Origin of the sequence: Nostoc sp. FACHB-888, assembly GCF_014696655.1 — a bacterium.
Classification (GTDB): domain Bacteria; phylum Cyanobacteriota; class Cyanobacteriia; order Cyanobacteriales; family Nostocaceae; genus Nostoc.
This window is the reverse complement of sequence record NZ_JACJQM010000017.1, coordinates 101,533-127,959: the sequence shown is the minus strand read 5'-3', so window position 1 is coordinate 127,959 and position 26,427 is coordinate 101,533. Positions and strand designations below refer to the sequence as shown.

Below are 26,427 nucleotides of genomic sequence, written 5' to 3'. Positions count from 1 at the left end.
AACACCTATTTTATCGTAGAGTAAGTTAGCGATCGCCTATTGAACCTAAATTCGTCAAACCCACTTACAGTAAGCATTTACGTTTTGCGGATGAGTCTAATAGGTGATGCTGTCATCACTACAGCGCGTGGTGGTGGTTATCGAGAATATCAGGTTATTGATGCAAACTTAGCGCTGAAGGCACGGGAAGCAACACCAGAGGTGCTAACACTGATGCCTACAGGTGTATCAGCTTTGGTTGCATTGGAACAAGTGGGGGAGATGAAAAGTAATGAAGTGGTTTTAGTAACAGCAGCAGCAGGAGGAACCGGTCATATTGCGGTGCAATTGGCAAAATTAGCTGGTAATCATGTCATTGGTACTTGTAGTTCTGAAGCGAAGGCAGATTTACTAAGGGAATTAGGGTGCGATCGCATTATCAACTATCGCACAGAAAACCTCAATCAAGTCCTTAAGCAAGAATACCCTAATGGCATTAATTTAATTTTTGAATGTGTAGGCAAAGCAGTATTTGATACTTGCGTTGAAAACTTGGCAGTCCGGGGACGCTTAGTAGTGGTTGGTTTTATCTCCGAATACGCAAAAGAGTTGGAACAGATTACACAACCACGTATTTATCACCAGCTATTTTGGAAAGCTGCTTCTGTTAGAGGCTTTCTCATGCCTCATTATAAAGAACATATGGCAGAGGCAGGCGATCGCATCTTAAACCTCTTCTACACAGACAAACTCAAAGTTGCCGTTGACCAAAGACAGTTTCAAGGCATAGAATCAATACCCGACGCTGTAGAATATCTCCTCACTGGTCAGAATTGTGGCAAAGTGGTTGTGAGGTTTTAAGCAACACGGTATTAATGTATTAATTTATATCCAGTCGAGGATGAGAATGACACAAGATTCAGAAAATACTTTAAAAGTTGCTCGACAGGCATTTGAGAATCTTACGCATGGTATGGCAACAGGAGACTGGGAAGCATTGTTAGATATGCTCACAGAAGATTTTACTTTTTGGTTTCCAATGGGAAAATTTCACGGTTTGAATGTGGGAAAAGAGCGAACTAGAGAATTTTTCCAGTACGTTTATGAATCCTTTAATCCTGGTTTGAACCTGACTAGTCTAGACCGTGTTACTAGTAATGAAACAACAGCCGTCTTTGAGTTTCGGGATGAGGGACTTTTATTCGGACAGCCTTACAAAAATCGGGTAGCAGTTTCTTTTGATGTGCGTGGAGACAAAATTTGTAGCTATAGGGAATACTTTGGCAGCGATGGTAAATCATATTAAAACAATTCGCAATTCGCAATTCGCAATTCGCAATGACGCTCCTACGTCGCTAACGCAATTACGTTTTGTGGCGGGGATTTAGCTTAGGCATCAAAACGCGCTGGTTGATAAAAGCAGGGGACTTAAACCCCTACTACTTGTTAAATTATTCATGATTCGTAATTCGTAATTCAGAATTACGAATTACGAATTACTTAGGCAATTTCCGTTAATAAATCTACCGCCGCGGTTGGTTTCGACTTTGCTCAACAAACTAAGGGATCGAGAGTTGAGCGTTCGCGTAGCGTCTCGCACAGAAGTCGAAACTCGTCAATCTGGGTATATTCTTTGTGAGAAACCACCTTAGTTACTCTCAGGGTTAAGTTTGCTGATTTCTCTACATTTAGCCTCTGCGGCTTGATATGCTGCTAAATAGTCTTGACCACCCAACATCACATCACCGTAATATTCATAAGGTGGATCACCATAGATTGGTAATGGATCATCTTCTGGATAATCTTCTTTTGATTCTTCAATGATGGCTTTCAGTTTTTTAACAGTCAGCCTTTGTGCTGCAAAATACCAGAGTTCTTGGGGATTTTTGTTTAGGTGCGGTAATGTGGGATCGATAATGCGGACATCGGAGGCGTCGCCAATCTCAATCCAACTGTGTTCAATTGGTCTGTATGGTTTCCCCGCAAAAGCTAAAAATCCCTGAATATATCTAGCTCCCTCAGTGAATAATGCTGCTTTGTAAGCATTATCAAACGGAGTGCTAGCTCTGCTGTTTATGTCTTCAGCAATTTTGATTGACAGCGTTTCATCCAATAGTTTGTTCATCAATAGCAAGGATTAGAGCAGCCGTAAAAATATATTACCATTGCTGCTTACCATTTTGCTTGACCAAACAGAGCATGGGGTAGGGGGAGAATAACTAATAGACTAATGACTAACTTTATTTTGTATTAATCACTATCTGTAAATTTATTAACAAGTGGCTTGAGGTGTAGGGCTTGGACAAAAGCACTTTGACACTTTTACCAAAGGTTCGCATATATTTAATAAAATTATAGAATATTAATAGTTATTTTTGCTACTTAACTATGATTTAGGCTAGGGGTTAGCGATCGCCTTTGAAAAAACTTTGCGATTTACTGAATTTTAGATTTTTAGCTAAATGTGCATTAATATTTTAGCGCTCGCACTTTTATTCTGTTCGCAAAAGCAAATAAATATTTAGGTAAATGTCAGGTAGCGCAGTTAGTTATTCTACCTGACATTTATCTATAAAATCACGGGGTTATGGAGGGATCAGGTTTTATCCTAACCGTCTTGGGACGACAGGGACTTCCCCAACAAACCTGGCCAGAAGGCATATTAGTAAAAACACTACTACGAGCGCCAATCACCGCATTAGCCCCAATTTGCACTCCCGGTCCAACGAAACAATCTGCTGCTACCCATGCACCATTGTCAATTGTGATACTAGCTGTTTTCAACCCAAAGGCAGGGTCTTGCATATCATGACTACCAGTACACAGATAACTTTTTTGGGAAATTACGCAGTGTTCACCGATGCAAATCTGATCAAGGCTATATAAAACTACGTCATCTCCAATCCAACTGTAGTTGCCAATGGTAACTTTCCAAGGGTAAGTGAAGCGGGCGGTGGGTCGAATTAATACGCCTTTACCAATATGAGCGCCAAATAGTCGTAGCAAAGCACAACGTAGACTATTTAACGGTTGAGGAGTTAGAGGAAAGGCGATCGCTTGTACAAGCCACCACAAGAAAATATACCAAGCTGGACGCCCCCGATCAAACCAAGATTGGTCATATTTGCGTAAATCTACAAAAGGTTGGTCATTAGTCATTAGTCATTAGTCATTAGTCATTAGTTATTTCTCACGAGTCAATGGTCAATAGGTTTCCCTCTGCTTCCCTGCTTTCTTGTTCCCCTGCTTCCTTCGGGGTAGTTGCAGTATTTAAGTGACCACCACAGTTACGTAATTCGTAGAGTTTAACGCCAATTTGATATTCATATTGACTCAGCAAGCGTGCATAGATATATCCGGCTTTGCCATCCAGAAAACCGCGTTGAATAATATAAAATAAAATAAACCGTAACATGGGTTTAAATGGCAGGTGTACCCACACTTTTTTCAAAAAGCGCTTACGTTGGACTGCATCTCCAAATAGATTCGCGCCAATAGTGCCACTATCATCTTTCCCTGTGAGAATATTAAAATAAACGCTGGCTTCCCAGTTGGAATAGCGGTTGTGCCGTTCTAACCAGTGGTAAAGATCGCGGAAGTCCTCATGGAGCATATCATTTTTGAGATACCCAACTTTGCCTTGCAAAATCACATGCTCGTGAACTTCGTTATCACCAGTATTGGGAATATCTTCTGTATTTAAATTTTCGTAGCGACCTTTTTTATGCTGAAATAAACGTAAATTCCAATCGGGATATTTCCCACCATAACGAATCCATTTTCCTAAGAAAAATACCCGGCGGTTGAGATAATAACCTGTATATTCAGCATTTTGAATTGCTTGGTCAATTTCTTCCCAAAGTTCGGGGGTGATGCGCTCATCGCAATCTACAATTAGCACCCATTCATTACGAAAAGGTAGATTATCTAAAGACCAATTTTTCTTTTTAGGCCAACGTCCATTGAAGTTAAATTGGACGAGATTTACACCGTGACTTTTAGCAATTTCAATGCTGTTATCGGTACTTTGAGAATCTACTACAAATATTTCATCTGCTCTGCTGAGGCTAGCAAGGCAGGCTGGCAAGTTTGCTTGTTCGTTTTTTGCCGGAATTAATACAGAAACTGGTATTTTAGATGACATATCAGTATAAATTATATTACTGTTTATTTCTTATTTGATGTAGATAAAAGTCCTTGAATAGCAGCATTTAAGTAACCAATTTGACCGTAAGCATAGACAAGTTTATCAAACCGTTCTGCTGGATCAGAGAAATATTGCAATGCTTTATATAAGCCCCGGACAAACCGTTCGCTACCTCGCTGCAATTGAGCGATCCCAGCTTTGCCAGCGAGTTGTTCTCGATAGCATTCACTGATACCCTGCCACCAGCCTCGGTTTAAAAACCAGGAGCGTTGGAGGCGTTCTGGAGCAACATTGTGAGCAACCAGCGCTTCGGGAAGATAAGCGACTTGCCAACCACGCTGTAGGGCAAATTCGGTCATTTGCAGTTCTTCATTTGATAGTAGATTTTTTCCGACTCGACCGAGATGAGGATCAAAACCGCCAATTTCTTCTAAAAAACTGCGGCGGATGGAGTAATTTAAGCCTCTGGGCGTTAAGCCAGGTTGCTCGATGTAGATGATATTGTCACCCAAATCGTATGCACCCAGGTTTGCAGCTAGCCCTGGAGATAGCCACCGTGGTTGCTGGATTCCTTCGGGCCAGATAAGAGTGACTTTGCCACCTGCGATCGCTAGTTTAGAATTATTGTAATAGGCAAAATATAAAACTTGTAGCCAGCCCTTGCTCGCAACGGCATCATCATCCAGATAAGCAAGAATATCACCACCCGCTACTTTTGCACCCGTGTTACGAGCGACAGATAAACCAATGGTGGGTTCAAATATATATTTCAGGCGCGGATTGTGGACCCTTTGTTCTACAACCTCACGGGTGCGATCGCTAGACCCATTATCAACTACCACAACTTCAAAGTCAGCAGCAAAATCCTGCTCTAAAAGACTATCAATTGCAGCCCCTAAATAGGTATCTCGATTGTGGGTACAGATAATCGCAGAGATTTGGGTGTCTGGCATAGATTTTATTTTGGATTTGAGATTTGGGGCTTTCCTGCAAAACGCTACGCGTAACTTGCTTCCACTAAGTGGTACGGCTACGCTCAGTCGAACGATTTTAGATAAAAATCTTAAATCCAACGCACATCTACTGAGAGTTAATCTAAACTAAAAATTACCCACCCACCAACCGAGTTTCTTCGGAAATAAACTTTAAAACTTTACGTTTGTTGAATATGACTGTGTAAAACTACAAGTGTTTGAGCCAGTTGACTCAGACGGGTTTCCAAAGATTGCTTACGTCCCAACAGTTGACGTAACTTTTGGTAACGTGCGATCGCCATACTAACATTGGGAACCTGATCTGCTGGACATGGGCGCGACCAGACTTTACCAGCATCGTCCACACCACAAAGGCGGTAGCCAGTAATAGATGATTGATAAGATACTTTTCCACCAGTCGCGCAAATTTCTTCTACGTAGTTCATCAGGCGGTCTACTTCTGCATGGCGCAGTGTTGCAGTTCCTCCTGCCTCTGGTTCGGTGGGATTGGATTCTAACCAACCATTAACAATTGGCCCTTCTAAGTAAATATCCTGAATTTGCTTCAAAATATTTTGCAGTTCTGTTTGCCAACCGGCGACAGTTTCCTGAATTTCTAGCAATAGATTCATCGCCAATGCTGGATTTGCTCCGTGGCGATGGCTACTAAAGCTCGGAGTTTTTAATTTGGGTAAGCTGGGTGTTTTGCCACCATTCTCTTCTGCCTGAAAGGTTTGCACAGAGTCATGGTGAGGAAAGAAATTTTCTTCAGAAGGATAATCACTCTCAGTATCTTTGCCCAAGTCTACTGTTTGTTCTTCCTGAGAGGATGGAGCTTGTGTATTTTCTGTCGATTCATTAGCTCCGACGCTGATCCTAAAGGAGAAAGGTCGTTTTGTCGTTGTCGAATCAACTGTTTCGGCGGCAGAGGCAGTGCCGCGATTCCCTAAATCGTGTAGAGTTGCTTCTATGCGTTTTAAGCCTGCGTTCATAAAGACATCCTAAAGTTTGCTTTCCCCAATGGTGTTGAATAATTGAGAATGGGGTTGTTGGGATTTTTGGCTTTTGCCAGCTGTGACATCAATCTAATTCGTAATTCGTAATTCGTAATTAGAAAGGGTTTTTACCTGGTGCATAATGACGCTAGTCCTGTTTGCGGTGACGTTTCAATCCTGACTGGAAACAGAATTATGAATTATAAATTTTGAATGGTGCTGGTGCTAATTTTATCCCTTAAAAGTTATTTGAAACCAAAAATCTCGTCAATGTAGTAAAAATTGCGGTGATAAATTGCAACCGTAGCGATATTGGTGGAGAAGGCTGGAGGGAGACGGCAATATTTCTCCAGCAAGAACTACCCTCTGCCTCCTGCCTCTCTTGTTAAAATACTCAGAAAACAACTTTGGGTAAAATCATTTTAGTAACAGGGCCAGCACGATCTGGTAAAAGTGAATGGGCAGAAACTCTGGCTATGCAGTCAGGAAAAGCAGTTGTTTACGTAGCAACAGCCACTGATAACCCCGATGACCAAGAATGGCATCAACGCATTTTAGAACACCAAGAACGTCGCCCTCAAGACTGGATAACTTTGTCTGTACCTGTGGAACTGTCTGCGACCCTTGCCGATGCTAAACCCTATAGCTGTCTTTTAGTCGATTCTTTAGGAACTTGGGTTGCTAATCTCTTAGAAGAGGACGAATCTAGCTGGGAAAACATTGTTGCAGAGTTATTAGAGACAGTGGATTTGGTTGCTGCTGATATGCTGTTTGTAGCAGAAGAGGTAGGTTGGGGTGTGGTACCAGCTTATCCCCTTGGAAGGGCGTTCCGCGATCGCTTGGGTTCTTTAGTACGCCAGCTAGCTGCACTTAGCCACACTGTTTATTTAGTTACTGGTGGTCATATTCTTAATCTAAGCGTCCTTGGTTCGCCATTGCCAATTAGAGGGGAAGGAGAAGTGAGGAGCCAAGATTCTTAATTGATATTAATTCCAAATCTAAAATTTAAAATCTAAAATTGTAATATGGCAACCAAACAAGAAGTTAAAGGATACCTTGCCTACTGGTTTCAGTTGGGTAAGAAGGTGATTACGGGCAACGGTAAGGCAAGCATTTTGCCCCAATTGGTGCTAAATGGCGATCGCTATAGTGAAGAATTTGAAGAGTGCTGGCAAAAAATTCTCTCACCAGAATCAGGTGATTGTTACCTGGAGGGTACGCAAGAAACCATTGCTGAACTATTGACACCAGCATGGGATATGGTGCATTGTGGTCGTTGCAGTATGCCAGTAGCCGCCCGAAACATCGGGATGCCGGCGTTATTATGTCCCTGCAATGATTTACCTAACTGGCCTAATACCGAATTACCAGCGCCGCGAGAACCAATTAACACTCAAGACCAACTTCAAACAATTCGCGATCGGCTTATAGACAATATTGCATAAAAAGCCGTCGATAAAACCCACTCTTTTTAAAGATGGGATGAGAAACGCTCCGACACCGTTCACGGTTGACGGTTAACAGTCTTTCGTGTTGTCCCATCCCCTAAAGGGGATGGGATGAGCTTAGTTTAATACGTCTGTAGTTGTGCGCCCCTACTGTCTGGATTTTACGCAATTAAGTAGAAAGATGGATGGGAATATTTGTGAACTTTTACATGGTTTTTTGAGAATTGCGATCGCTCGATTGAGTATCTGTGGTTCATTTATTGGATAATTTATTTATTGGAAATTTCTTAATTCACTTTGGTGCTTCAGAATTTGGCGTTGGACAAGTTTTATTGACAAAATCACACTGGTAAATATAGGGTTCTTGCCAACTCAGAGGAATTTCTAATAAATCTCGTGTTCCTGTCATACCTTGTCCAATAAATAGTAACAAAGCAATGCAGTTTAATATCGTATGGACAATGCGCCAGCGATTGGACTTATCTTGATAAATATCTTGAACAATTGCTAATGAAAAAATCATCAGCAGTGCTGCACTAATGCCAATATAATAATGTGACCAATACCATTCATTGGTGCGGCGATACACTCCATCCTGACAGCCTAGTATTACTAAACCAGCACCAGTTAAAGTTGCAAAAACTGCCCGCCACACTCGCTGTTTTGCCCGAAAAAGTAATATTAAAGATGCAATGGTAGCAGCAAATATTAACACGATAAAAACAACTTGAAAAGGTGTTTCATTCCACAATTGATTTTTAATAATATTTTTGCCGATAGGGTAGCTTAATCCGATTAAAGTTAGTCCGACAACTGCACTTGTTAGCCTTTCACCTAACTGCTTATGCTCTACACCCACCACTGGAGGAATTTTGCTCTTACTCCCGCCGACAATTTGCAATCTGCGTTGGCGTGTTTGCCAAGCAAAATTAACCACTGTACCAATGAGTGGGAAGACGAATATAACTGCGATCGCTGGATGTAAAAGACCAAGCAAATCTGTTATTTGCATACAATACCCTTTTAATGAATCATTAAAATCATATCAAAGGGCAATATAAAGTATCCTACTAATGGTTAAATTAATTTAAGATGAGAATCTGGTTAATATTTCTTATTTTTAGCTTATGTTAAGAAAATGTTTGTGCAGCCTATTATGCTATAAACTAGCAGATAACCTATTATTAGGTGGGATATTACGTCGGCGCAACTTAGGATATTTAATCAATTTCCATACCGAATAATAATTGTCACTGTAAACAATATCTGTCTTTAATCTATACTTTTCTTCGATTGTTTTGCGCCAAGTATTTGAAGGATTGAGTAAAAATACATCAACAAATACATCAGGAATTTGGGGGATTTTTTGATTGTTCACCAACAGAAATCGGACTTTTGGTTCTAAAAGATAGCTCAAAGAAAAGACATTTCCATAATTATTCCCCAAAGCATCACTAATCAAAAGTGGGCGAGTCGCTTGATTGATGATTTGAGCGACTTGTGGATTGCCATAACTCATACCCTTATTCCACCAAGTTCCTGCCTGGGAACTCACCCTACAAGAAATCAGGCCACAAATAATCACTAATGCCATAATTACGTGCCAAATGCTCCGGCGTGACACGCTCCCATTATATATTTGCGTAGCTAGTAGGTAAGCAACAGCCACTTGGATTCCTAAATAAGATGGTATGAAATATGCTTCGGTAAATGGTTGTATGCTTCCAGGATTTAGCAGTATTAGAGGTAGTGCTGGTACTACAATCAATGTAATGACAAAAAACCAGACTTTATAGTTAGTTGTTAGGCAAAGAAAAGTAATTGAATATCCTATTAAAACCAAAAATATTGGTATAATCAAATAGTTAAAAGGATTATTTAAGCTAAGGTCTATGTCAAAAAAAATCCGGCTTAACTGCATTAGTAAAAAGGGAAACATAGGCAATAGATTTGGCTGTATTTCTGTTTTATCTGATGAAATCAAAAACTGAAAAAAGTCACCTATTACAACTGTTACCCAAGGCATGAAGGCTAAGAAACCTACCAGTGATGCTAACAGATAAGTTCTGACAGTTCCAGTTAACTGAAATTTGGCAGTAATTATCACATAAATTCCATGAGCAACTGCTACAAATCCGCTCCAAATAAATGTATAAAAGCTAATAGCTAAAGTTATTGCATAAATACTCCAAATAACGAATAAATCAGGTCGTTTCCTTTGTTTTACTGGCTCATATTTATCTTGTAATTCCAGCCGCATTGCTCGCAGCAGAGATGCACTAGATAGCAATATGGTGACTAACCAAAGAATATATTCTTGTGCTTCTTGGGCATAAACTAGATGAATTGGGGAAATTGCCATAAGTGCGATCGCTACCCCAGGAACCGATAACGGTACATTAAATAATTCTCGGCATAGCCAATAAACACAAGGAAAAACGAGTAAACTAATGCAGGCAGATAAACTTCTAATCGCCGTGACCGAATTACCAAAGATTTCCATCCACAATCTGGCTATTATGTAATAAAGCGGTGGATGGTGAGAATCTTCTTTTGCCAAATTCATAATTGTGTCATTTAAGCTTTTTTCTGGATTTACACCTTGAAATTGGGCAAAACTTTCTCCGCCAATGACAAGATTATTAAAAAGTCGCTGTTTTGCTTCATTAATTGTGTAACCAGAAATCCGCAATGAGGTATAAGTTTCATCATGCCAGTAAACTTTGCCATCAAGGTTAAAAAAGCGAAACAATATACCCATCGCCAATAAGAAAATAATTAAAAATCGCAACCAACTCGGAGCAAATTTGAGATGGCGCATAACTGGGTTTCCTAAAAATTTTCTCAAATCATCTAATTAAGCAGAGTGGATGAGGTGTCGTAGCTACGCCCGCCGTAGACATCGCCAAAATTTCAAGCGCAGCCTATTTGTTAAACATCGCCGACTGCACTTTAATTTGATTGGAAAGATTGGCAATCAACACCTCTCCTTTATTAACTACAAAAAGAATTGCACAAGGTTGTATCAAATCCCGCAAAACTGGACTTAGTTTTGAAACCGAGATCCAAATGGAGTGTAAAATACACTAAGTGTAGCTGCATCTGTGGTAAAACGACTCCACAGCTACCGTGCATTCGGCGATCGCTTTGCGAGTTATAATTCTCAATTCTCCCACCCTATGAAAAGGGCATTGCCTAAGGTTGAACGAAGGATTGTTCCTTGCCTCCAGCACGGGGGAGGGAGGAGAACGGACAATGCCTGCGGCAGTCTATGCCTATGCCGGAAGGATTGTTAACTGATAAGAATTCGAGGTAGCAGTTTAAAGTAGCTGTATCAGCAGATTGAAAATACTGCCTTGGCAAGACAACTCTTGCTTTTAACTTATGCGAGGCTAAGATCGCGCAGATGCCACAGCAGAACTTCTTGCGTCCGATTCCCAAAGGGTTATTGAGGGTGCCGCTCCATGTAGCTCTTGTAGTACCTTTCATCCTGCAAATTTCTGCTGCTGTAGGATTAACAGCGTTCTTCTCTATAAAAAATGGTCATAAAGCTGTTACTGAGGTTGCTACTCAGCTGCAAAATGAAGTTACTACTCGGATTCATCAACATATCACCGATTACATAGAAATCCCCCAACTCGTCACTCAGATTAACGCCAATTCTGTCCATGTTGGTGAGCTAAGTTTAAAAAATGGAAAAATTTTAGAACACCATTTATGGCATCAAATACAGTTATTCAAGCCCTTAAACCCGATCGCTTTTGCAAATACACAAGGAGAAATTCATTCGGTTGATCGCCTTAAAGATGGTTCACTTGTTATCCGAAAAAGAGATCAATCAACAGGTAACAATTACTATACTTATGCGACAGATCATCAAGGTAATCGTGTCAAGTTAATTCAAGTTAACAAAATCTTTGATCCTCGCACTCGCCCCTGGTACACAAATGCTGTGAAAGCAGGTAAATCTACTTGCACAGAAATTTATCCCTATTTCTCTTCATCAGGGCTAGCATTCAGTGCAACCCAACCTCTTTATGACCAGACAGGTACTTTGCTTGGAGTGACGAATGCAACGTTATCTCTCTCGCAACTGAATGAGTTTTTACACAGTTTAAAGATTGGTCGTTCAGGAAAAACCTTTATTGTAGAGCATTCTGGAGATTTGGTAGCAACTTCAACGGCGGAGCAACCTTTCATCGTGAGTGATCAAGGTGGCAAAAAAACGTACAAACGGCTCAGAGCGATCGCCAGCAGCGATCGGATTACTCGCCTAACAACACAATATTTGCAGTCACAATTTGGTAATTTTAAAAACATTCATTCTAGCCAGCAGCTAGAATTTGAAATTGATCGCAAGCGGCAATTCGTACACTTAATGCCCTTTGCAGCCGACTGTGGGCTAAATTGGATGATTATCGTGGTGGTTCCCGAAGCCGACTTTATGGAGTATATCGAAGCCAACACCCGAACCACCATTTTGCTGTGTTTAGGAGCCTTGATACTAGCTACAGTCATAGGAGTGATTACTTCTCATTGGATTACTCAACCAATTCTCCATTTGAGCTTTGCCTCTAAGGAAATTGCTAATGGAAAGTTAGACCAAATCGTTACAGTAGAAGGTATCAATGAACTAAGAGTTCTCGCTCAGGCTCATAATCAAATGGCTACTCAATTACAAGAGTCATTTGCTGGACTATTAGAGGTTAACAGGCAATTAGAAGCTGAAATTAATGAGCGCAAGCAGGCAGAAGAGCAGTTGCTACATAATGCGTTTCACGATGCACTGACAGGTCTACCAAACCGAGCTTTCTTTATGGAGCGCTTAAAACACACACTCCAGCGAGCCAAACGGCAGGAGAATTATTTATTTGCTGTAATATTTCTCGATTTGGATCGGTTTAAGGTGATCAATGACAGTCTCGGACACCTAAAAGGAGACCAATTTCTAATTGCTATTGCAAATAAATTAGAAGTATGTATACGCTCCACGGATACAGTTGCACGGCTTGGGGGAGACGAATTCACAATCCTGCTTGACGAAATCCAGGATTTATCAGATGCCATCACAGTAGTTGAGCGGATTCAAGAAGAATTGACATTACCTCTTGAGCTTGACGGGCAAGAAGTATCTACAACAGCAAGTATTGGCATCGCCCTGAGTTCGACAGTAGACTATGACCAAGCAGAAAACTTGCTAAGAGACGCTGATACGGCTATGTACCGAGCCAAGGCGCTGGGCAAAGCACGCTATGAACTATTCAACCCAGAGATGTATACTAATGCTCTGGCTAGATTGCAGTTAGAGAACGATCTACGCCGAGCGATCGAACGCCACGAGTTTGAAGTTTATTACCAACCGATTGTTTCTCTGACTACTGGCAGGATTTTAGGCTTTGAGGCTTTGCTGCGCTGGCAGCATCCAGAGCGTGGTCTAATTTTGCCAACAGATTTTGTCCCTCTGGCAGAAGAAACCGGACTGATTGTCGAGATTGGCTACTGGGCGCTACATGAGGCGTGCCGCCAGATGCAAAATTGGCGAGTGCGCGATCGCATAAACTCATTAGAGAAAATCAGCGTCAATCTCTCAGTCAAACAATTTTCTCAACCGGATCTGATTGAGCAGATTGGGGAAATTTTGCATTCGACTGGTCTTGATGCTGGCAGTCTCATGTTAGAAATTACTGAAAGTGCAATTATGGAAAATGACGATGAGGCAAATGCCGCACTTTCAAAACTTCGGAAAATGGGCATTGAGTTATCAATTGATGATTTCGGTACAGGCTACTCTTCTTTAAGCCGTCTTCATAGCTTTCCGATTAGTGTGTTGAAGATTGACCGTTCCTTTGTCAGCCCAATAGATGCTAATGGCAAGAATTTAGAAATTATCGAGACAATTATCACACTGGCACACAAATTAGGTATGGATGTGACCGCCGAAGGAGTGGAGACAAAAGAGCAGCTAGCATTTCTGAAAAAATTGAACTGTGAATGTGGACAAGGATATTTTTTCTCGTGTCCCTTGAATAACGCAGCAGCAGTGGCATTAATCATGGCAAATCCTCACTGGTAAAGCTTTTTTGAGAGGATTTGGATAACGCCATCTGGCAAAGTCTGCAATATTAGATATAGTTAAAAAATCAATCGTCTGAAACTGCCGATCAATAGCTGGAAGGCTACATATCTTAGCTCCAATATTCAAGTATGCCTGCAAAATTTTAGGAATCTCAACATTATATGAATCTGGATAACTTTCAGGCAGTTCTAGACAAAATTGTGAATTAGGATAAACCAAAATACTTGGATGCATCAAACGATTTTGCCGAAAATAATCATAAGTATATGTAGCTTGCCAAGGACATTGTGTTAGTAATGATGCACAGCCAAAGAAATATTGGTTTTTACTCCAAATGAGATAGTTTGCCAGTCCTTCCCAGAGGAGTAAAAGTGCTTGAATGTTGCGGTATTCTTTAGCTATACATGTACGCCCAACCTCAACTGATGCCTGAAGCACGGAATTGGGAATCGCATTAAGATTAAATATATCGGCAGCATCAAAGCCTAGTCTTTGAGAAGCCATTGTATAAGTTTGCATCCGATAAGTTCCAATTGTTTTACCCGTTTGTTTAGAGATCAAGATTAAATGATGGCAAACTGTATCAAACTTATCTATATCCATCTGGGTAAAGTTAGAAGCCGAAAATCCCAAGCCTAGTTCAAGATTAAAAACTTCAAAGCGCAACCGAAAAATTGATTCTAATTCTTCTTCAGTCGATACCAGCCGTAGGATATATTTTTCAGTTTGAAGGACGGGAAAATCTTCCAGGTGAAGAGGAGGATTTAGTGGGTAATTGATGTTGCGTCCAGAAACTTCCATCTATATTCCTACTTAGATTTGCGACAATATTCTACTAGGATTTAGGCACTATACAAATAGCTCACATTATGCATTAATGTGTCGAAGGGTGATTGAGACGGTTTTCGACAAAAGATCCTTTAGAAAGCTTTTTTACTTTCTTGGATTAGAGGTAGAGTGCTTTCATTATGGACATTAATTACTAAAAAATCTGGCAATAAGATACAAAATTTTCCTTTGATATACGCTATAAATACTAGCCAGTTAAAATAATCAAAATCAGGACGGCTGCATCTAAATTAGTCCTGGCCAAAACTAAGGTTAAGAACCAACGAAAAAACTACCATTTATTATTCGATTCATCGTCAGAGGCTCAAAGCGATCGCATGATTACTGATGAAGACACTACATGATATGCTCAACACGAACCTAAAGCAAAAAAGTAACACGTTCAGCGGCTTCTTTGGACGTAAGCACTCCATAGACTTCAAAATCAACAATATCATTCCAGTTAGAAATCCATTGTTCAATCAATGTTGAGCCATCCGTTTCCATTAGCTGGTAACAACGATGCATTTTCTCATCGACCCAGCTTGAAACATAAATCAGTCCTTTAGGCGCAAGACGACCTTGATCCCGAAACCTACGATACACGGGCAGAGGATCTTCATTTTTAAAGCGTTCAACAATCATGTAAAGCATATCAGCATTGGATCATGTAAATTGAATTTTTTTCTAATTCTTCCTGTGCTTCCCCTGAGAAAGCCCCTGGATTTATCCAGGGGCTTAGATAATTTTAGTTGCGATGCTTGCGGTGTTCTTGTTGCGATCGCTACAAAGAGGGCGAGTACGCGATGCCTACGGCGGGCTGCGCCATCGCAATCTGCGGTAGATGCACTCTAAAATACTGAATTAATTACGGTGATTATTGCTGTAGTGAACTCTTGTACCTGCCCAAAGCAACTTCTCCCGCAGCGTTTGATAGTAGGAATTGTTCTCGCGCAAAATAATAAATTTAGCCCGACAATCTGCCATCCGCACATCAACGCGGTGTCCTGGCCAAATTGAAGTTCCCAACACCCCATCTGTCCACAGCTTGGTACTCAAATCGTAATCCCCCAAAGGCCAAATACTCACCACAGAACCAGGGGGTAAAACGAGGGGGCGACTAGAAAGGCTCATTGCACAAATAGGAGTAATGGTAATCGCCTCCATACCATCATGCATAATTGGCCCATTAGCAGAAACAGTGTAACCAGTGGAACCTGTGGGAGTGGAAATAATCAACCCGTCCCCGACATACTGATCGACTACCTCACCGTCAATTTCCATTTCCAGAATTGAAGTAATCATTCGGTCAGCAGAGGCGGGTTTGACGCAAAATTCATTCAAAGCCAGATAATGCTCACTCACTGGTTCTAAATTAGACCCATGACCCTCATACACCGCAGCTTGTAACATCATCCGCCGTTGGATAGCATAGCGATCCTCAAACAGCCGATCCCAAACTTTCTCAGTATCCTGAAACTCTTCCACTGACTCAGTTAAAAACCCCAGATGACCTCCCACATTCACTCCCAGAATCGGGATGCCGGCTGGGGCTAAATGTCTGGCACCAGTTAAAACAGTACCATCACCACCGAGCACCAAAGCGAGATCGATTGGTTGAGCCGCAGAAGCCAAAAAGACAGGATAGGGGTTGTCTTTTGGTCCGCTAGGCCCCATCAACACTTGGCACTCGCGGCTTTCTAGTTGTTTAGCACAGATTTCTGCCCATTGTTTACTCCGGGCATCCCGCGCTTTATAAGCAATGATTACCTGCTTTAGTTGCACGCACAGTTACCACTTCAGGAGATTAAACTGCTCCATATCGACGGTATCGCGGTTGCGATAAATGGCAAGCACGATCGCTAAACCTACCGCCGCCTCGGCTGCGGCCACAGTGATCACAAATACTGTGAAAACCTGACCCTTAATTAATGTTGAGTCGAGGAAGTTGGAAAATGCCATTAAATTCAGATTAACAGCATTGAGCAGTAACTCAATTGACATCAGCACCCGCACAGCGTTGCGGCTGGTAATTAAACCGTAGATGCCGATACAGAATAAAGCTGCTGCTAGTAATAAAAAGTACTGGAGTTGCATGAATCTGGGTATCCCTCCTGAAAAAATTGGCTTTCTATCTGCGACTCAGGTCGCAAATCTTACTCTTTTGTTTCGCTGGTTGTTGATACTAGTTCTCTAGGGCGTTCTTGCAAAGTCAAAACAGTTTGCCCCAGTTTAGATGGTGTCAACAGGTCTGGCAAATACTCGCGGCGTGCCAAAATAATTGCTCCTACCATCGCTATCAGCAGCAAAATGGAAGCCAGTTCAAAAGGCAGTAAAAAGTCAGTGAAGAAATGTTCTCCAATTAAAATTATCGAACTTTCACCACCCGCCACAGCAGGAGTTGAGTAGGCCCAAGGAGTAGCCAAAACCATTGTGCTTAAAAGACCAAACAATCCTACACTGACTAAACCCGTTAAGGCTTTCCGTACCCAAGAGTTAGGAAATGCTACAAAATCCTCTCGCTTGTTCACCAACATAATGGCAAACAAAATCAACACGTTAACTGCCCCAACGTAAATCAGTATCTGTGCAGCTGCAACAAAATCAGCATTTAGCAACAGGTAGATTCCCGCTATGCTGATGAACACGCCCCCCAGCATAAAGGCTGAATAGACGATGTTAGAGAACAGTACCACGCCAATGGCCGCCCCAATCATCATCACGCCCAGTATGCCAAGCGATACAAACTGTACTCCTTCCGCTAGATTCACTGTTTTTTGTCCTTAGTCATTGGTTATTGGTCATTGGTCATTGGTCATTGGTCATTAGTAAAAGACAAAGGACAAATGACAAATGACATTTATTTTTCTGTTTGTTCCACCAAGTCTTCTGGACGCGCACCCGGACGTGGCGCATCTGCGGGCAGTCCATGTGGTTCGAGGACGCCCTTGGGTAGGTAAACTAGTTCTCGCAGTGGTGTAACCATTGGGTCATCTGTTACTTTGTAGGGCAGACGACCCAGTGCCACGCTGTCATAGTTCAATTCATGGCGATCATAAGTGGAAAGTTCATACTCTTCTGTCATCGATAGACAGTTAGTAGGGCAAAATTCCACACAATTACCGCAAAAGATACAAACTCCGAAGTCAATACTGTAGTGGTTGAGTTTTTTCTTTTTGCTGGCTTTATCGAATTCCCAATCGACCACAGGCAGGTTAATCGGACAAACGCGAACACAAACTTCGCAGGCGATACACTTATCAAATTCAAAGTGAATCCTACCGCGAAACCGTTCGCCAGGAATCAGTTTCTCGTAAGGGTACTGTACCGTAATCGGACGCCGCCGCATATGGTCAAAGGTAACAGAAAGTCCCTGACCAATGTAACGTGCAGCTTGTACTGTTTCTTTGGCGTAATCACCAACTTGTTTCAGGAACTTTAGCATTATGTTTCACTCTCTCTTTATTTGTCCCTTGTCCCTTGTCTTTTGTCCTTGGTCATTAGTACAAATGACTAATGACTAATGACTAATGACTAACCCCCGAAGGCGAAGGGAAAGGCTAGTTTCAGGGCGGCAGTTAATAGGAGATTAACCAAACCAACTGGCAACAAAAACTTCCATCCTAAATCTAACAGTTGGTCAATCCGTACCCGTGGCACTGTCCAGCGCAACAGGATGGCGACAAACACTAGTAGATAAGCTTTGAACACGGTCATGGTGATCCCTAAAGCCGCAGTTACTATCTGGAACACGGGATTTAGTTCACTGACTCCCACCCAACCAGCGATGAGGTTGAGGGGAATGGGAAAGTCCCAACCGCCCAGGTAAAGAATTGCTACTAGTAAGGAAGAAAGAATCAAGTTAACGTAAGAACCCAGGTAGAAAAGACCGAATTTCATGCCTGAATATTCAGTCTGATAGCCTGCGACGATTTCTTCTTCCGCTTCTGGTAAGTCAAAGGGTAATCGTTCGCATTCAGCTAGAGCGGCTATCCAAAAGATCAAGAAACCGATTGGTTGTCGCCAAATGTTCCAGCCCAAGATGCCATAGCCAGACTGTTGATTTACAATATCAACGGTGTCGAGGCTGTTAGACATCATAGCGATCGCTAACACCGCCAATGCCAAAGGAATTTCATAACTAATAGATTGCGCTGCTGCCCGCAACCCCCCTAAGAGGGAGTATTTGTTATTAGATGCGTAGCCAGCCATTAGTAAGCCAATGGGTTGAATGCTTGATAAGGCAATCCACAGAAAGACACCCATGCCGACATTGCTAATTACGATGTTCTGCCCAAACGGGACGATCAGGAATGACAGAAACACCGGAATTACAACAATAATTGGGCCAAGGGTAAACAGCCAGGGGTCAGATTTGGCTGGTACTATATCTTCTTTAAATACCAACTTCAAACCATCCGCTACAGGTACCAGTAACCCAAAAGGCCCCTGGTATTCTGGTCCAATTCGCTGCTGTGCGGCGGCAGAAATCTTTCGTTCTAGCCAAGTGGCAACTAATACCCCCACTGTTGCCCCAATCAGCATCAGTATCATTGGCAGTGGCATCCAAATCGCTTTGGCTGTTCCTGCTGGTATACCTAAATCCCGGAGGGATTCAATAAAAGTTCCTTGAAGGTCAATTCCTGAGTTCATGTTTCCACTCTTTAAGACATCGAGTCATGGTGAGTTACAACTATTAGTTAAATTAATACCTGTAAATTCACCCATTTTTAATTTTTGCCCAGATGACGCTTGATTGAAGATTTGTTGCTAATTCCCATGCCTAGTATATCGTTGGATGGTTTGAGCACCCTGAAGCGAAATGAGAACTTCTACTTATGGTTGGCATTAATGAAGAGCAAGGGAGCAGGGGAAGACAAGGGAGAAAATTTTACTTTGTCCTCCTTGTCCCCCAGCATGGCAACACAAATCCTCCGCTTCCCTTTTGGCAACGGTTGTCTACTCTGTGAAATTTTCTGCTTCCCCAAAAATGGGGTTTAACATGACTTAATAATTTTAGACTGCCGATTTGAGATTTTTTGGTACAAGCATTTCGTTTGAACTAAGAAATGAAGCCAAAATCTGAAATCTAAAATCCAAAATTGCTTGACTGTCAGTTAACGTTGCTCAATGGGGGTATAAGTAACCTCGTGTCGACCATTATAAACCTGGGTAGGACGGAAAATCCGGTTTTCTGCTAGTTGTTCTTTCCAGTGGGCTAGCCAACCGGCAACACGAGCGATCGCAAATATTGGCGTAAACAAGTCTGTGGGAATTCCCATCTTCCTATACACCAAACCCGAGTAAAAGTCAATATTTGGATAAATTCCTTTGCTACCTAGTTTTTCCCCTACCACTTGTTCCATTTCTTGAGCAATGTCATAGAAGTTGTCATGCCCAAACTTCTCAAACAGTTGCTCTGCTAGTCCTTGTAAAATTATGGCTCGTGGGTCTTTTACTTTATACACACGATGTCCAAAGCCCATAATCTTAGATTTAGTTTGCAGACAATGCTCTATGTAGGGACGGACATTTTCCACGGAGCCAATTTTTTCCAACATCTGAATTACTTCTTCATTGGCTCCACCATGCAGGGGTCCACCCAAGGTTCCCACGGCACTAGCAACCACAGCATAAGGATCAGTTAAGGTGGAAGCTGTCACCCTGGCACTAAAGGTGGAAGCATTCATTGTATGCTCGACTTGAAGTATCAAGCAGATATCAAAAATCCGCGCCATCAGAGGATCGGGTTCTTGCTCATTGAGCATATATAGAAAGTTGGCAGAATAGTCCAAGTCATCACGGGGACGTACCGGGTCATTGCCTTTTCGCATCAGTTGGAACGCAGCTACCATTGTGGGAATAGTTGCTATCAGGCGTACCACCGAATCTCGAATGTAGGCAGGATTATGTAAATCCCGGAGCGAATAAAACAAGCCTAAAGCAGCAGCAGAGGCTTGCAGCGCATCCATTGGGTGACCGCTTTCTGGAAAGCATTTCATCATGTCCCGAATGCGGTATTTTATCCGCCTGTGGTAACGAACTTCATGCTCAAATCCTTCCAGTTCTTCCTTGCTTGGCAGTTCGCCCCAGATTAAGAGATAAGCAGTTTCTAGGAATGTACTTTTTTCTGCTAGTTCCTCAATCCGGATGCCACGATATTCTAGTATTCCCTTTTGCCCATCAACATAGCTGATACTTGACTGGGCGGCGGGAATGCCTTCTAAACCAGGCTTGTATTCGCACACCATCATGGCACCACCATTCGCTTTGTGAAATATCTGATCAAGCTAACTTACCAGAAATTATTGTCGCTATAACAGTAGCCCTTTTAACAACAATTGGAAATGTTGAAAAACTGTTATAGCAGGTACTTGGGTGGTGTCAACCAAAACATTTGACTCCGACCCAGAGGAGAACCTGTTTCTGGTAGTTTTATCCCAATCATACCTGCTTTTTTCAAGACTAAGCTTCCTTTGACTTCTCCCCATAAGAGAATTTCTGCCCAATTGGTCAAATCCGGTTCGTGTCCAACCAGTGCCAGTTCGGTATTTTGGGAATAATTTCTTGGCTCTAACCAGTCTTTTAGCCAACTAGAAATTTGACCATCGTGGGCGAGGTGGCTAGATTCCTCTAATTTGGAGCTTAGTTTTTCTGCTATAAGGATTTCAGCCGTTTGGCGGGCCCGCACTAAGGGACTGGTGAGAATCAAATCAAAGTTTAATCCCAATTTAACAAGTTTCTGGGCAACTTTCTCAGTTTTTTGCCTTCCTTCTTTGGTAAGACTGCGCTCCTGATCCTTGATGCCTAATCCTTTATCTTCGGCGATGCCATGACGAATTAAATATAGTTCCATAGTTTTAGTTCTGTTAACAATCGCTCCACATCCCAATAAAGCTATCATTTATCAAGTCAAAATCTGGCCATTGAGAACTAGGTTCAACTACTCCATATCTTTGCCGCAAAAAAGCAATAAAGTCGGTTACTTGACGCTGTGCTTCAGCAAGAAGGGATAAAAACTCATTTAGCAATTCTTGCTGTGTCATTTTTATGCCTCTCAAAAAACAGAATTTACTCAAATTAGCATTGCCAAAAACTCATCTGGCAGCATTGCCTTATACAAAGTTTGTAACATTTACAGTTCTATAATCTTCATGGCGCTTCTCCTTGACAAATAAATAGGTAGGCGCAAGTTAACTTTGATTTAGTTCAGCATTCGTCATAAAATCTAAATTCCCGACTTTTATCAAAAGTCGGGAAGGGATGCTATCTGAACAAACACTTTGACGCTGCATTAGTTAGAAGTTCTCCGGGTCTCGTTAAGTTCTTTCTACTCCGACTGAATTGGGTTGTCTCTGGGATTAACTAACCTCAGCAGTTTTTGCTTAATTTGAGCGTCGAATACTTCCCATTTCATTTTTGCGTATGCAGAATTTTCGTTGCTGCCAGATAAGAAACCCATCGGGATTTCAAACCCGCCTGCGCTTGTCCTTCCACCGCCAAAAAACCGCCCTGCGCTATCTTGCCCAAAGGCTTCTTTGATGAATTCATCGGGGTCAAGGGTGAGTTTGGTGGTTCTCAGGGAACCGATGACTATTTCTAGTTCTTCGTCTTCATCGTGAACAATACCGTAAACTACGGCAGTGTGAACGTTTTCTTCGGTTACGAGAAAATCAGCCGCTTGGGGGATGGCGTCACGGTCTTCGTACCGTAAGTAACCAACACCAGCGATGGAAAAGTTATTTTGGACGATGCGATTTTTTAGCGATCGCTCGATCACATCCATTACCCGCTTGGAACGATTCGCCTGTAAAACGGCGTTTAGCAGTTGAGCGTCATAAAATCGGCTTAAATACGCTGCTGCCATAAAGTCTTCTTCTTGCGCTTGCATGAGCCGATTTGTATCCGATCGCAAGCCGTGCATCAAGGCAGTAGCACATTTAACGTGTTGATTTATACTGCTATCTAATGCCAGTAATCCAGTTTGGAGATACTGGGTAAAAATGGTTGCCGTCGCTCTTACATGGGGACGAATATCCTCAAACTCTGATTGGAGATCACCTTGGATACTGTGATGGTCGATGAGGGCTATTAGGGGAATTCCAGACTGCTGCACTGCTGACAGTAGCTGTGAAGTGGTTCCCTGGTTATCAATTAACACAAAACCTTGATAAGATGACAAATCTTTGGTTTTCAAGGTTTGCAGTGTCCAGCGTTGGATAGGTAAATTGGTCAGCCTCACCAAGGCAATATTTTCTTGATGGCTCAATGCGCCAGCATAAATGATTTCACATTTGATATCATATTGCTGGGCAATTAACTGATAAGCCCAGGCACAAGAAAGAGCATCAGGGTCAGGAAAATCTTGCAGAATTACCAGTTGGCGATCGTGTCGGTGTGCCAGAAGGGTTTTTTGCAGTTCTTCTGACTTTTGTTGTGCCGGAGAATTACCACGCTGGCTAAGATATATAGCTCCTTCACCTACGGATGGCGGTAATGACGGACTTTTAAATGCAACTTCTACTGGCACTTTCTCTATTTCAGGTTCCTCTGGTTTTGGTTCTGTGGTCAATGACAAACTCTCAAACTGACTAGCGGGAGAATTCAAGTACATAGGGAACTTTTTTTAAAGTGTGAGGCTCCTTTAATTCAGAAATACCACGAGCAGCAATTCCCTGAATTTAGCCAGATTATGATCTTCGCAAAAATATCAAGACATTGCACTCTACATCTAAGTATACTTTTTGCCAGTAACAGCAATGCTTAACAATGGTCAACAATCAACTAAATTCTACTAAAAAGCATATAGGTGCTAGAAACAAGAAAGTTTAGTATATCGAGCTGTATCTGAGAGCATAAATCTGTTTGAGGAGCTTTTTTTGTCTTCTATAGATTGAATTAGCAGGATTTTAATCTGACTTAGGATATACTTTCTATTTTATACTTTCGGGATAGTCCTTGATATTTAAAATAGTCTTATGCTCAATACTCTCATCATTCTGACTGTTGAGCAATTAACAATAATTTTTAATGAACAATACGTGTTTCGTATCCTTTTTTAAAATTCTGATAATTGAGAGCAAAATCCAGTGCAAGAAGGCAGATCGGTTTTAACGTCTCTCCTTGGGAAAAGCCAGGGAGTAAAGAGGAAGCCCCATACACAAATGTAGAGGCTTGAGTGTTGACGCATTGCAGGTGTCTACGAGACGCGATCACGTTCGTTGCAGGTTATATAGCCACCAATTGCTCAAAGACCTATAACGTACTTTTGCCACTCTGTGTGCAGTCCACTCTTAAGATGTTTGCTGACCTCGAAATAGAGGCTGCTATAAGGTTGCCGGGGAGGATGACGCAAAGGCATATGAGCTTCGTGGGGATTACGACTGCCTTTTTTAACATTGCAACGGACACAAGCAGTTACAATGTTCTCCCAAGTATCGCCACCGCCGCGCGATCGCGGTATTACATGGTCTAAAGTCAACTCATCCCCTGTGTAACCACAGTATTGACAGGCATGACCATCACGGTGCAGTATATTTCGGCGAGTCAGAGGAATTTCTTTATAAGGAACACGCACGTAATGACGCAACCGGATTACAGTCGGCAATGGAAAATCCGAATACAAAAATTTACCGTTGTGTTCTACGCGTTCTGCTTTGCCTTTGATTAACAGAACTACAGCACGACGCCAACTCGTTATATTGAGAGGTTCGTAAGATGCGTTTAAGACTAAAACCTTCCCCATGTATCTGCGCTCAGGGTAATAGCTTTACATAAATGTTAACACAAATACACCCTGCTAGGGAAGTGAGAATAAATTATACTTTCGGAAGAATTGAGCAATTAAGTTATGAGTTAGGAGTTTGCAAGTAAAAATTTTAACCTAAAGTAAAAAAATACGTGGTTGATGCAAAGGATGCAGCCAAAAGTTGAGCCAAGCGCTGCGGTAGTTTTCCCATACCACCCACTTGCGACAATCAAGGGCAAACAAAACAAAGAATACATTCGCACAGCGTCCCGCACTTAAAGGTAAAAATAAGAGTTTCAGAGAGTTTTTATATAAATCCTAAACTCTTGAAGAAGGCAGGAGGCAGAGGGCAGATCGTGCAGCGTGTCGTAGACAAGGCAGAAGGAACTTTTTCCTCGGGGATTCAGACCCCGCCCAATTCTAAGCGTCGTATAGACGGCGGGGTTTTAGACCGCAAGTTCGCCTTTGGTCACAGGCAGAGAACAGGAAGCAGTATTGCCTTCTGCCTCCTGCCTCCTGCCTCCTGCCTCCTGCCCTCTGGCTTTCTTCGATAAATCTTAACTTTTACTTTACTACCATAATATCTTGTATCAATTCCAATATGAAGGTTAAACTTCCTATTTAATCTGATCTCGCTTTTAGCAGCGTGTATAGATGGATAAATTGGAAGTTTAGCCGTGGTGGGATAGGAGTCAGTACAAATGTTAAGTCGCAAAAAAATCTCTGGTGTAGTTCCTAATGAGCAGTGCGACACCTACGCGTGGTTTTCGCAACGAGCTTGGGTAGAAATTGACTTAGGGGCGTTGTCGTATAATATACAACAATTAGTGCAGTTTTTATCGCCGCGTACCCAGTTGATGGCAGTAGTAAAAGCTGATGCGTATGGACATGGAGCGGTAACAGTCGCTCAAACTGCGATTGAATCGGGAGCAAGTTGGCTGGGAGTCGCTACAATTCCAGAAGCTATCCAATTGCGAGAAGGCGGGATTCAAGCACCCATTTTGATTTTAGGGGCAACTCATACACCAGAGCAGATTCATGCGATCGCAGATTGGAAACTTCAGCCCACACTCTGTAGCCCTAAACAAGCTTTGGTATTTTCCGATACTCTAGAATCCCTGAATTATGGTTCTTCAGTGCCCGTACACATCAAATTAGACACGGGTATGTCTAGGTTGGGAACTAATTGGCAGCAAGCTGGTGAATTTGTGCAATTAGTGCAGCGCTTACCACATTTATCTATTGCCAGTATTTATTCCCATTTGGCAACAGCAGACGATCCTGATACTAGGGCAATGGAAGAACAGCATAGACGATTTGAGGAAGCGATCGCCCAAATCAAAGCAATGGGAATTGAACCACCTTGTTTGCACTTGGCAAACTCAGCAGCTGCACTCACAGATTCGGCATTGCACTACGACATTGTGCGAGTAGGTTTAGCTGTTTATGGACTTTACCCAGCACCGCATTTACAAAATGCGATCGATCTCAAACCCGTTTTGCAACTTAAGGCACGAGTTACCCAAGTTAAAACAATCGCCGCAGGAACTGCTGTCAGCTACGGGCATAAATTTATTGCCCCGCATGAACTTTGCCTCGCTGTCGTGGGAATTGGCTATGCTGACGGTGTGCCTCGTAATCTTTCCAACAAAATGCAAGTGTTAATTCGCGGTCAGCGAGTCTCGCAAATTGGGACAATTACAATGGATCAGTTGATGCTGGATGTGAGTGCCATACCTAATATCCAAGAAGGAGAAGTAGTCACCTTGCTAGGGGAGCAGGGAAAAGAACAAATTTCAGCAGACGATTGGGCAGAACAACTAGACACTATTTCCTGGGAAATTCTTTGTGGGTTTAAGCATCGTTTGCCTCGTGTTGCGGTTATGTAGTTGGGTATGGGGCATTGGGAAGAGGACTTGGGGACAAGGAGAATTGGGGACAAGGGGAAAGACTTGTTTCAAGTTCTCACCTCTTGTCCCCTTGTCTCCCTTGCCCCCTGCTCCCTCATTCCCCACTCCCTATTCCCATAAATAATTTCTTATGGTATGATAGTAAACTGATGCGGATGTGGCGGAATTGGCAGACGCGCTAGATTTAGGTTCTAGTTCCGAGAGGAGTGAAGGTTCAAGTCCTTTCATCCGCACTTTTGATAAATTGAATTGCTTTATCTAGGCTGGTAGTGATACTTGATTTAAAAGTTCAGGTATAGTTACCAGCCTATTTAAAAAGGGG

24 protein-coding genes, 1 tRNA gene and 1 pseudogene are annotated in these 26,427 nt (G+C 42.1%); 7 read left to right on the top strand and 19 right to left on the bottom strand.

Translation table 11 applies throughout. The features are described 5' to 3' along the window. Positions 1 to 99: 99 nt before the first annotated feature. Both H6G26_RS13635 and H6G26_RS13630 read left to right on the top strand, forming a co-directional pair. Positions 100 to 840 (top strand): annotated as a pseudogene (locus H6G26_RS13635) (zinc-binding dehydrogenase); the annotation flags it as partial. A 46-nt stretch (positions 841 to 886) separates the two neighbouring features. Continuing rightward, the gene (locus H6G26_RS13630; RefSeq protein WP_190729767.1) at positions 887 to 1,285 is read left to right on the top strand and encodes a nuclear transport factor 2 family protein; all 399 of its coding nucleotides are present in this window, start codon (positions 887 to 889) and stop codon (positions 1,283 to 1,285) included. A 342-nt stretch (positions 1,286 to 1,627) separates the two neighbouring features. On the opposite strand, the gene H6G26_RS13625 is transcribed toward H6G26_RS13630, so the two are convergent. From H6G26_RS13625 to H6G26_RS13605, 5 genes are all read right to left on the bottom strand, one after another. Continuing rightward, entirely contained in the window at positions 1,628 to 2,104 is a 477-nt protein-coding gene (locus H6G26_RS13625; protein WP_190729766.1) for a hypothetical protein, read from the bottom strand. A gap of 452 nt (positions 2,105 to 2,556) precedes the next feature. Beyond that, positions 2,557 to 3,138 (bottom strand): hormogonium polysaccharide biosynthesis acetyltransferase HpsU, encoded by a 582-nt coding sequence (gene hpsU, locus H6G26_RS13620; protein WP_190729765.1) that lies wholly within the window; start codon positions 3,136 to 3,138, stop codon positions 2,557 to 2,559. 31 nt (positions 3,139 to 3,169) lie between these two features. Continuing rightward, entirely contained in the window at positions 3,170 to 4,123 is a 954-nt protein-coding gene (locus H6G26_RS13615; RefSeq protein ID WP_190729764.1) for a glycosyltransferase family 2 protein, read from the bottom strand. A 23-nt stretch (positions 4,124 to 4,146) separates the two neighbouring features. Beyond that, on the bottom strand, positions 4,147 to 5,079 hold the full coding sequence (locus tag H6G26_RS13610; RefSeq protein ID WP_190729763.1) for a glycosyltransferase family A protein: 933 nt from the start codon (positions 5,077 to 5,079) through the stop codon (positions 4,147 to 4,149). A gap of 200 nt (positions 5,080 to 5,279) precedes the next feature. Further along, the gene (locus H6G26_RS13605) at positions 5,280 to 6,092 is read right to left on the bottom strand and encodes a hypothetical protein (RefSeq protein ID WP_190729762.1); all 813 of its coding nucleotides are present in this window, start codon (positions 6,090 to 6,092) and stop codon (positions 5,280 to 5,282) included. Between the two features lie 410 nt (positions 6,093 to 6,502). On the opposite strand from H6G26_RS13605, the gene cobU reads away from it, so the two are divergent. Both cobU and H6G26_RS13595 read left to right on the top strand, forming a co-directional pair. Then, entirely contained in the window at positions 6,503 to 7,075 is a 573-nt protein-coding gene (gene cobU / locus H6G26_RS13600; protein ID WP_190729761.1) for a bifunctional adenosylcobinamide kinase/adenosylcobinamide-phosphate guanylyltransferase, read from the top strand. 45 nt (positions 7,076 to 7,120) lie between these two features. After that, positions 7,121 to 7,540, top strand: a complete 420-nt coding sequence (locus tag H6G26_RS13595; RefSeq protein WP_190729760.1) for a hypothetical protein — start codon at positions 7,121 to 7,123, stop codon at positions 7,538 to 7,540. Positions 7,541 to 7,835: 295 nt separating this feature from the next. Here H6G26_RS13595 and H6G26_RS13590 read toward each other — a convergent pair whose 3' ends face one another. Next, a complete protein-coding gene (locus H6G26_RS13590) occupies positions 7,836 to 8,555 on the bottom strand; it encodes a DUF4079 domain-containing protein (protein ID WP_190729759.1) in 720 nt (239 codons plus the stop codon). A gap of 147 nt (positions 8,556 to 8,702) precedes the next feature. Next, the gene (locus tag H6G26_RS13585; protein WP_190729758.1) at positions 8,703 to 10,364 is read right to left on the bottom strand and encodes a glycosyltransferase family 39 protein; all 1,662 of its coding nucleotides are present in this window, start codon (positions 10,362 to 10,364) and stop codon (positions 8,703 to 8,705) included. Positions 10,365 to 10,949: 585 nt separating this feature from the next. Between H6G26_RS13585 and H6G26_RS41765 the strand changes: the two genes are divergently transcribed. After that, positions 10,950 to 13,616: an EAL domain-containing protein gene (locus H6G26_RS41765; RefSeq protein WP_199326851.1), complete on the top strand. Its 2,667-nt coding sequence runs from the start codon at positions 10,950 to 10,952 to the stop codon at positions 13,614 to 13,616. On the opposite strand, the gene H6G26_RS13575 is transcribed toward H6G26_RS41765, so the two are convergent. The 12 genes from H6G26_RS13575 to H6G26_RS13520 form a co-directional block, all read right to left on the bottom strand. Then, positions 13,590 to 14,420 carry a GNAT family N-acyltransferase gene (locus tag H6G26_RS13575; protein WP_190729757.1) on the bottom strand — a complete coding sequence of 277 codons (831 nt, stop codon included), beginning with the start codon at positions 14,418 to 14,420 and terminating at the stop codon, positions 13,590 to 13,592. The genes H6G26_RS41765 and H6G26_RS13575 overlap by 27 nt on opposite strands. Positions 14,421 to 14,828: 408 nt before the next feature. After that, on the bottom strand, positions 14,829 to 15,092 hold the full coding sequence (locus H6G26_RS13570) for a DUF3303 family protein (protein WP_199326848.1): 264 nt from the start codon (positions 15,090 to 15,092) through the stop codon (positions 14,829 to 14,831). A gap of 219 nt (positions 15,093 to 15,311) precedes the next feature. Beyond that, positions 15,312 to 16,232, bottom strand: coding sequence for an NAD(+) kinase (locus H6G26_RS13565; protein WP_100898810.1), 921 nt, complete (start codon positions 16,230 to 16,232; stop codon positions 15,312 to 15,314). Positions 16,233 to 16,238: 6 nt separating this feature from the next. Next, positions 16,239 to 16,544, bottom strand: a complete 306-nt coding sequence (gene nuoK / locus H6G26_RS13560) for an NADH-quinone oxidoreductase subunit NuoK (RefSeq protein ID WP_006199065.1) — start codon at positions 16,542 to 16,544, stop codon at positions 16,239 to 16,241. 59 nt (positions 16,545 to 16,603) lie between these two features. Continuing rightward, positions 16,604 to 17,218, bottom strand: coding sequence for an NADH-quinone oxidoreductase subunit J (locus H6G26_RS13555; RefSeq protein ID WP_190729755.1), 615 nt, complete (start codon positions 17,216 to 17,218; stop codon positions 16,604 to 16,606). Between the two features lie 89 nt (positions 17,219 to 17,307). Continuing rightward, complete coding sequence (gene ndhI / locus H6G26_RS13550) at positions 17,308 to 17,892, bottom strand: NAD(P)H-quinone oxidoreductase subunit I (RefSeq protein ID WP_190729754.1); 585 nt, start codon at positions 17,890 to 17,892, stop codon at positions 17,308 to 17,310. Positions 17,893 to 17,981: 89 nt separating this feature from the next. Next, positions 17,982 to 19,100, bottom strand: coding sequence for an NADH-quinone oxidoreductase subunit NuoH (gene nuoH / locus H6G26_RS13545; RefSeq protein WP_190729753.1), 1,119 nt, complete (start codon positions 19,098 to 19,100; stop codon positions 17,982 to 17,984). A 464-nt stretch (positions 19,101 to 19,564) separates the two neighbouring features. Beyond that, positions 19,565 to 20,701 (bottom strand): citrate synthase, encoded by a 1,137-nt coding sequence (locus tag H6G26_RS13540; protein WP_190729752.1) that lies wholly within the window; start codon positions 20,699 to 20,701, stop codon positions 19,565 to 19,567. Between the two features lie 107 nt (positions 20,702 to 20,808). Next, positions 20,809 to 21,303 (bottom strand): phosphohistidine phosphatase SixA, encoded by a 495-nt coding sequence (gene sixA / locus H6G26_RS13535; protein WP_190729751.1) that lies wholly within the window; start codon positions 21,301 to 21,303, stop codon positions 20,809 to 20,811. Between the two features lie 13 nt (positions 21,304 to 21,316). Beyond that, positions 21,317 to 21,493, bottom strand: a complete 177-nt coding sequence (locus H6G26_RS13530) for a hypothetical protein (protein ID WP_190729750.1) — start codon at positions 21,491 to 21,493, stop codon at positions 21,317 to 21,319. Between the two features lie 284 nt (positions 21,494 to 21,777). Further along, the gene (locus H6G26_RS13525; protein WP_190729749.1) at positions 21,778 to 23,061 is read right to left on the bottom strand and encodes a bifunctional oligoribonuclease/PAP phosphatase NrnA; all 1,284 of its coding nucleotides are present in this window, start codon (positions 23,059 to 23,061) and stop codon (positions 21,778 to 21,780) included. A gap of 633 nt (positions 23,062 to 23,694) precedes the next feature. Next, a complete protein-coding gene (locus tag H6G26_RS13520; protein ID WP_190729748.1) occupies positions 23,695 to 24,192 on the bottom strand; it encodes an HNH endonuclease in 498 nt (165 codons plus the stop codon). 704 nt (positions 24,193 to 24,896) lie between these two features. On the opposite strand from H6G26_RS13520, the gene alr reads away from it, so the two are divergent. Together alr and H6G26_RS13510 are read left to right on the top strand one after the other, a co-directional pair. Next, entirely contained in the window at positions 24,897 to 26,084 is a 1,188-nt protein-coding gene (gene alr, locus H6G26_RS13515) for an alanine racemase (RefSeq protein WP_190729747.1), read from the top strand. Between the two features lie 172 nt (positions 26,085 to 26,256). Then, positions 26,257 to 26,338, top strand: a tRNA-Leu gene (locus H6G26_RS13510). Positions 26,339 to 26,427: the final 89 nt, after the last annotated feature.

What these genes read in the sequence shown, in the direction of transcription:
- H6G26_RS13630 (WP_190729767.1), top strand. Translation starts at nt 887, where the DNA reads ATGACACAAGATTCAGAAAATACTTTAAAAGTTGCTCGACAGGCATTT.
- H6G26_RS13570 (WP_199326848.1), bottom strand. Translation starts at nt 15,092, where the DNA reads ATGATTGTTGAACGCTTTAAAAATGAAGATCCTCTGCCCGTGTATCGT.
- H6G26_RS13585 (WP_190729758.1), bottom strand. Translation starts at nt 10,364, where the DNA reads ATGCGCCATCTCAAATTTGCTCCGAGTTGGTTGCGATTTTTAATTATT.
- H6G26_RS13595 (WP_190729760.1), top strand. Translation starts at nt 7,121, where the DNA reads ATGGCAACCAAACAAGAAGTTAAAGGATACCTTGCCTACTGGTTTCAG.
- H6G26_RS13615 (WP_190729764.1), bottom strand. Translation starts at nt 4,123, where the DNA reads ATGTCATCTAAAATACCAGTTTCTGTATTAATTCCGGCAAAAAACGAA.
- H6G26_RS13520 (WP_190729748.1), bottom strand. Translation starts at nt 24,192, where the DNA reads ATGGGGAAGGTTTTAGTCTTAAACGCATCTTACGAACCTCTCAATATA.
- hpsU (WP_190729765.1), bottom strand. Translation starts at nt 3,138, where the DNA reads ATGACTAATGACCAACCTTTTGTAGATTTACGCAAATATGACCAATCT.
- H6G26_RS13530 (WP_190729750.1), bottom strand. Translation starts at nt 21,493, where the DNA reads ATGACACAGCAAGAATTGCTAAATGAGTTTTTATCCCTTCTTGCTGAA.
- H6G26_RS13575 (WP_190729757.1), bottom strand. Translation starts at nt 14,420, where the DNA reads ATGGAAGTTTCTGGACGCAACATCAATTACCCACTAAATCCTCCTCTT.
- H6G26_RS41765 (WP_199326851.1), top strand. Translation starts at nt 10,950, where the DNA reads ATGCCACAGCAGAACTTCTTGCGTCCGATTCCCAAAGGGTTATTGAGG.
- nuoH (WP_190729753.1), bottom strand. Translation starts at nt 19,100, where the DNA reads ATGAACTCAGGAATTGACCTTCAAGGAACTTTTATTGAATCCCTCCGG.
- H6G26_RS13540 (WP_190729752.1), bottom strand. Translation starts at nt 20,701, where the DNA reads ATGATGGTGTGCGAATACAAGCCTGGTTTAGAAGGCATTCCCGCCGCC.
- sixA (WP_190729751.1), bottom strand. Translation starts at nt 21,303, where the DNA reads ATGGAACTATATTTAATTCGTCATGGCATCGCCGAAGATAAAGGATTA.
- alr (WP_190729747.1), top strand. Translation starts at nt 24,897, where the DNA reads ATGTTAAGTCGCAAAAAAATCTCTGGTGTAGTTCCTAATGAGCAGTGC.
- ndhI (WP_190729754.1), bottom strand. Translation starts at nt 17,892, where the DNA reads ATGCTAAAGTTCCTGAAACAAGTTGGTGATTACGCCAAAGAAACAGTA.
- H6G26_RS13590 (WP_190729759.1), bottom strand. Translation starts at nt 8,555, where the DNA reads ATGCAAATAACAGATTTGCTTGGTCTTTTACATCCAGCGATCGCAGTT.
- H6G26_RS13605 (WP_190729762.1), bottom strand. Translation starts at nt 6,092, where the DNA reads ATGAACGCAGGCTTAAAACGCATAGAAGCAACTCTACACGATTTAGGG.
- nuoK (WP_006199065.1), bottom strand. Translation starts at nt 16,544, where the DNA reads ATGCAACTCCAGTACTTTTTATTACTAGCAGCAGCTTTATTCTGTATC.
- H6G26_RS13525 (WP_190729749.1), bottom strand. Translation starts at nt 23,061, where the DNA reads ATGTACTTGAATTCTCCCGCTAGTCAGTTTGAGAGTTTGTCATTGACC.
- H6G26_RS13610 (WP_190729763.1), bottom strand. Translation starts at nt 5,079, where the DNA reads ATGCCAGACACCCAAATCTCTGCGATTATCTGTACCCACAATCGAGAT.
- H6G26_RS13625 (WP_190729766.1), bottom strand. Translation starts at nt 2,104, where the DNA reads ATGAACAAACTATTGGATGAAACGCTGTCAATCAAAATTGCTGAAGAC.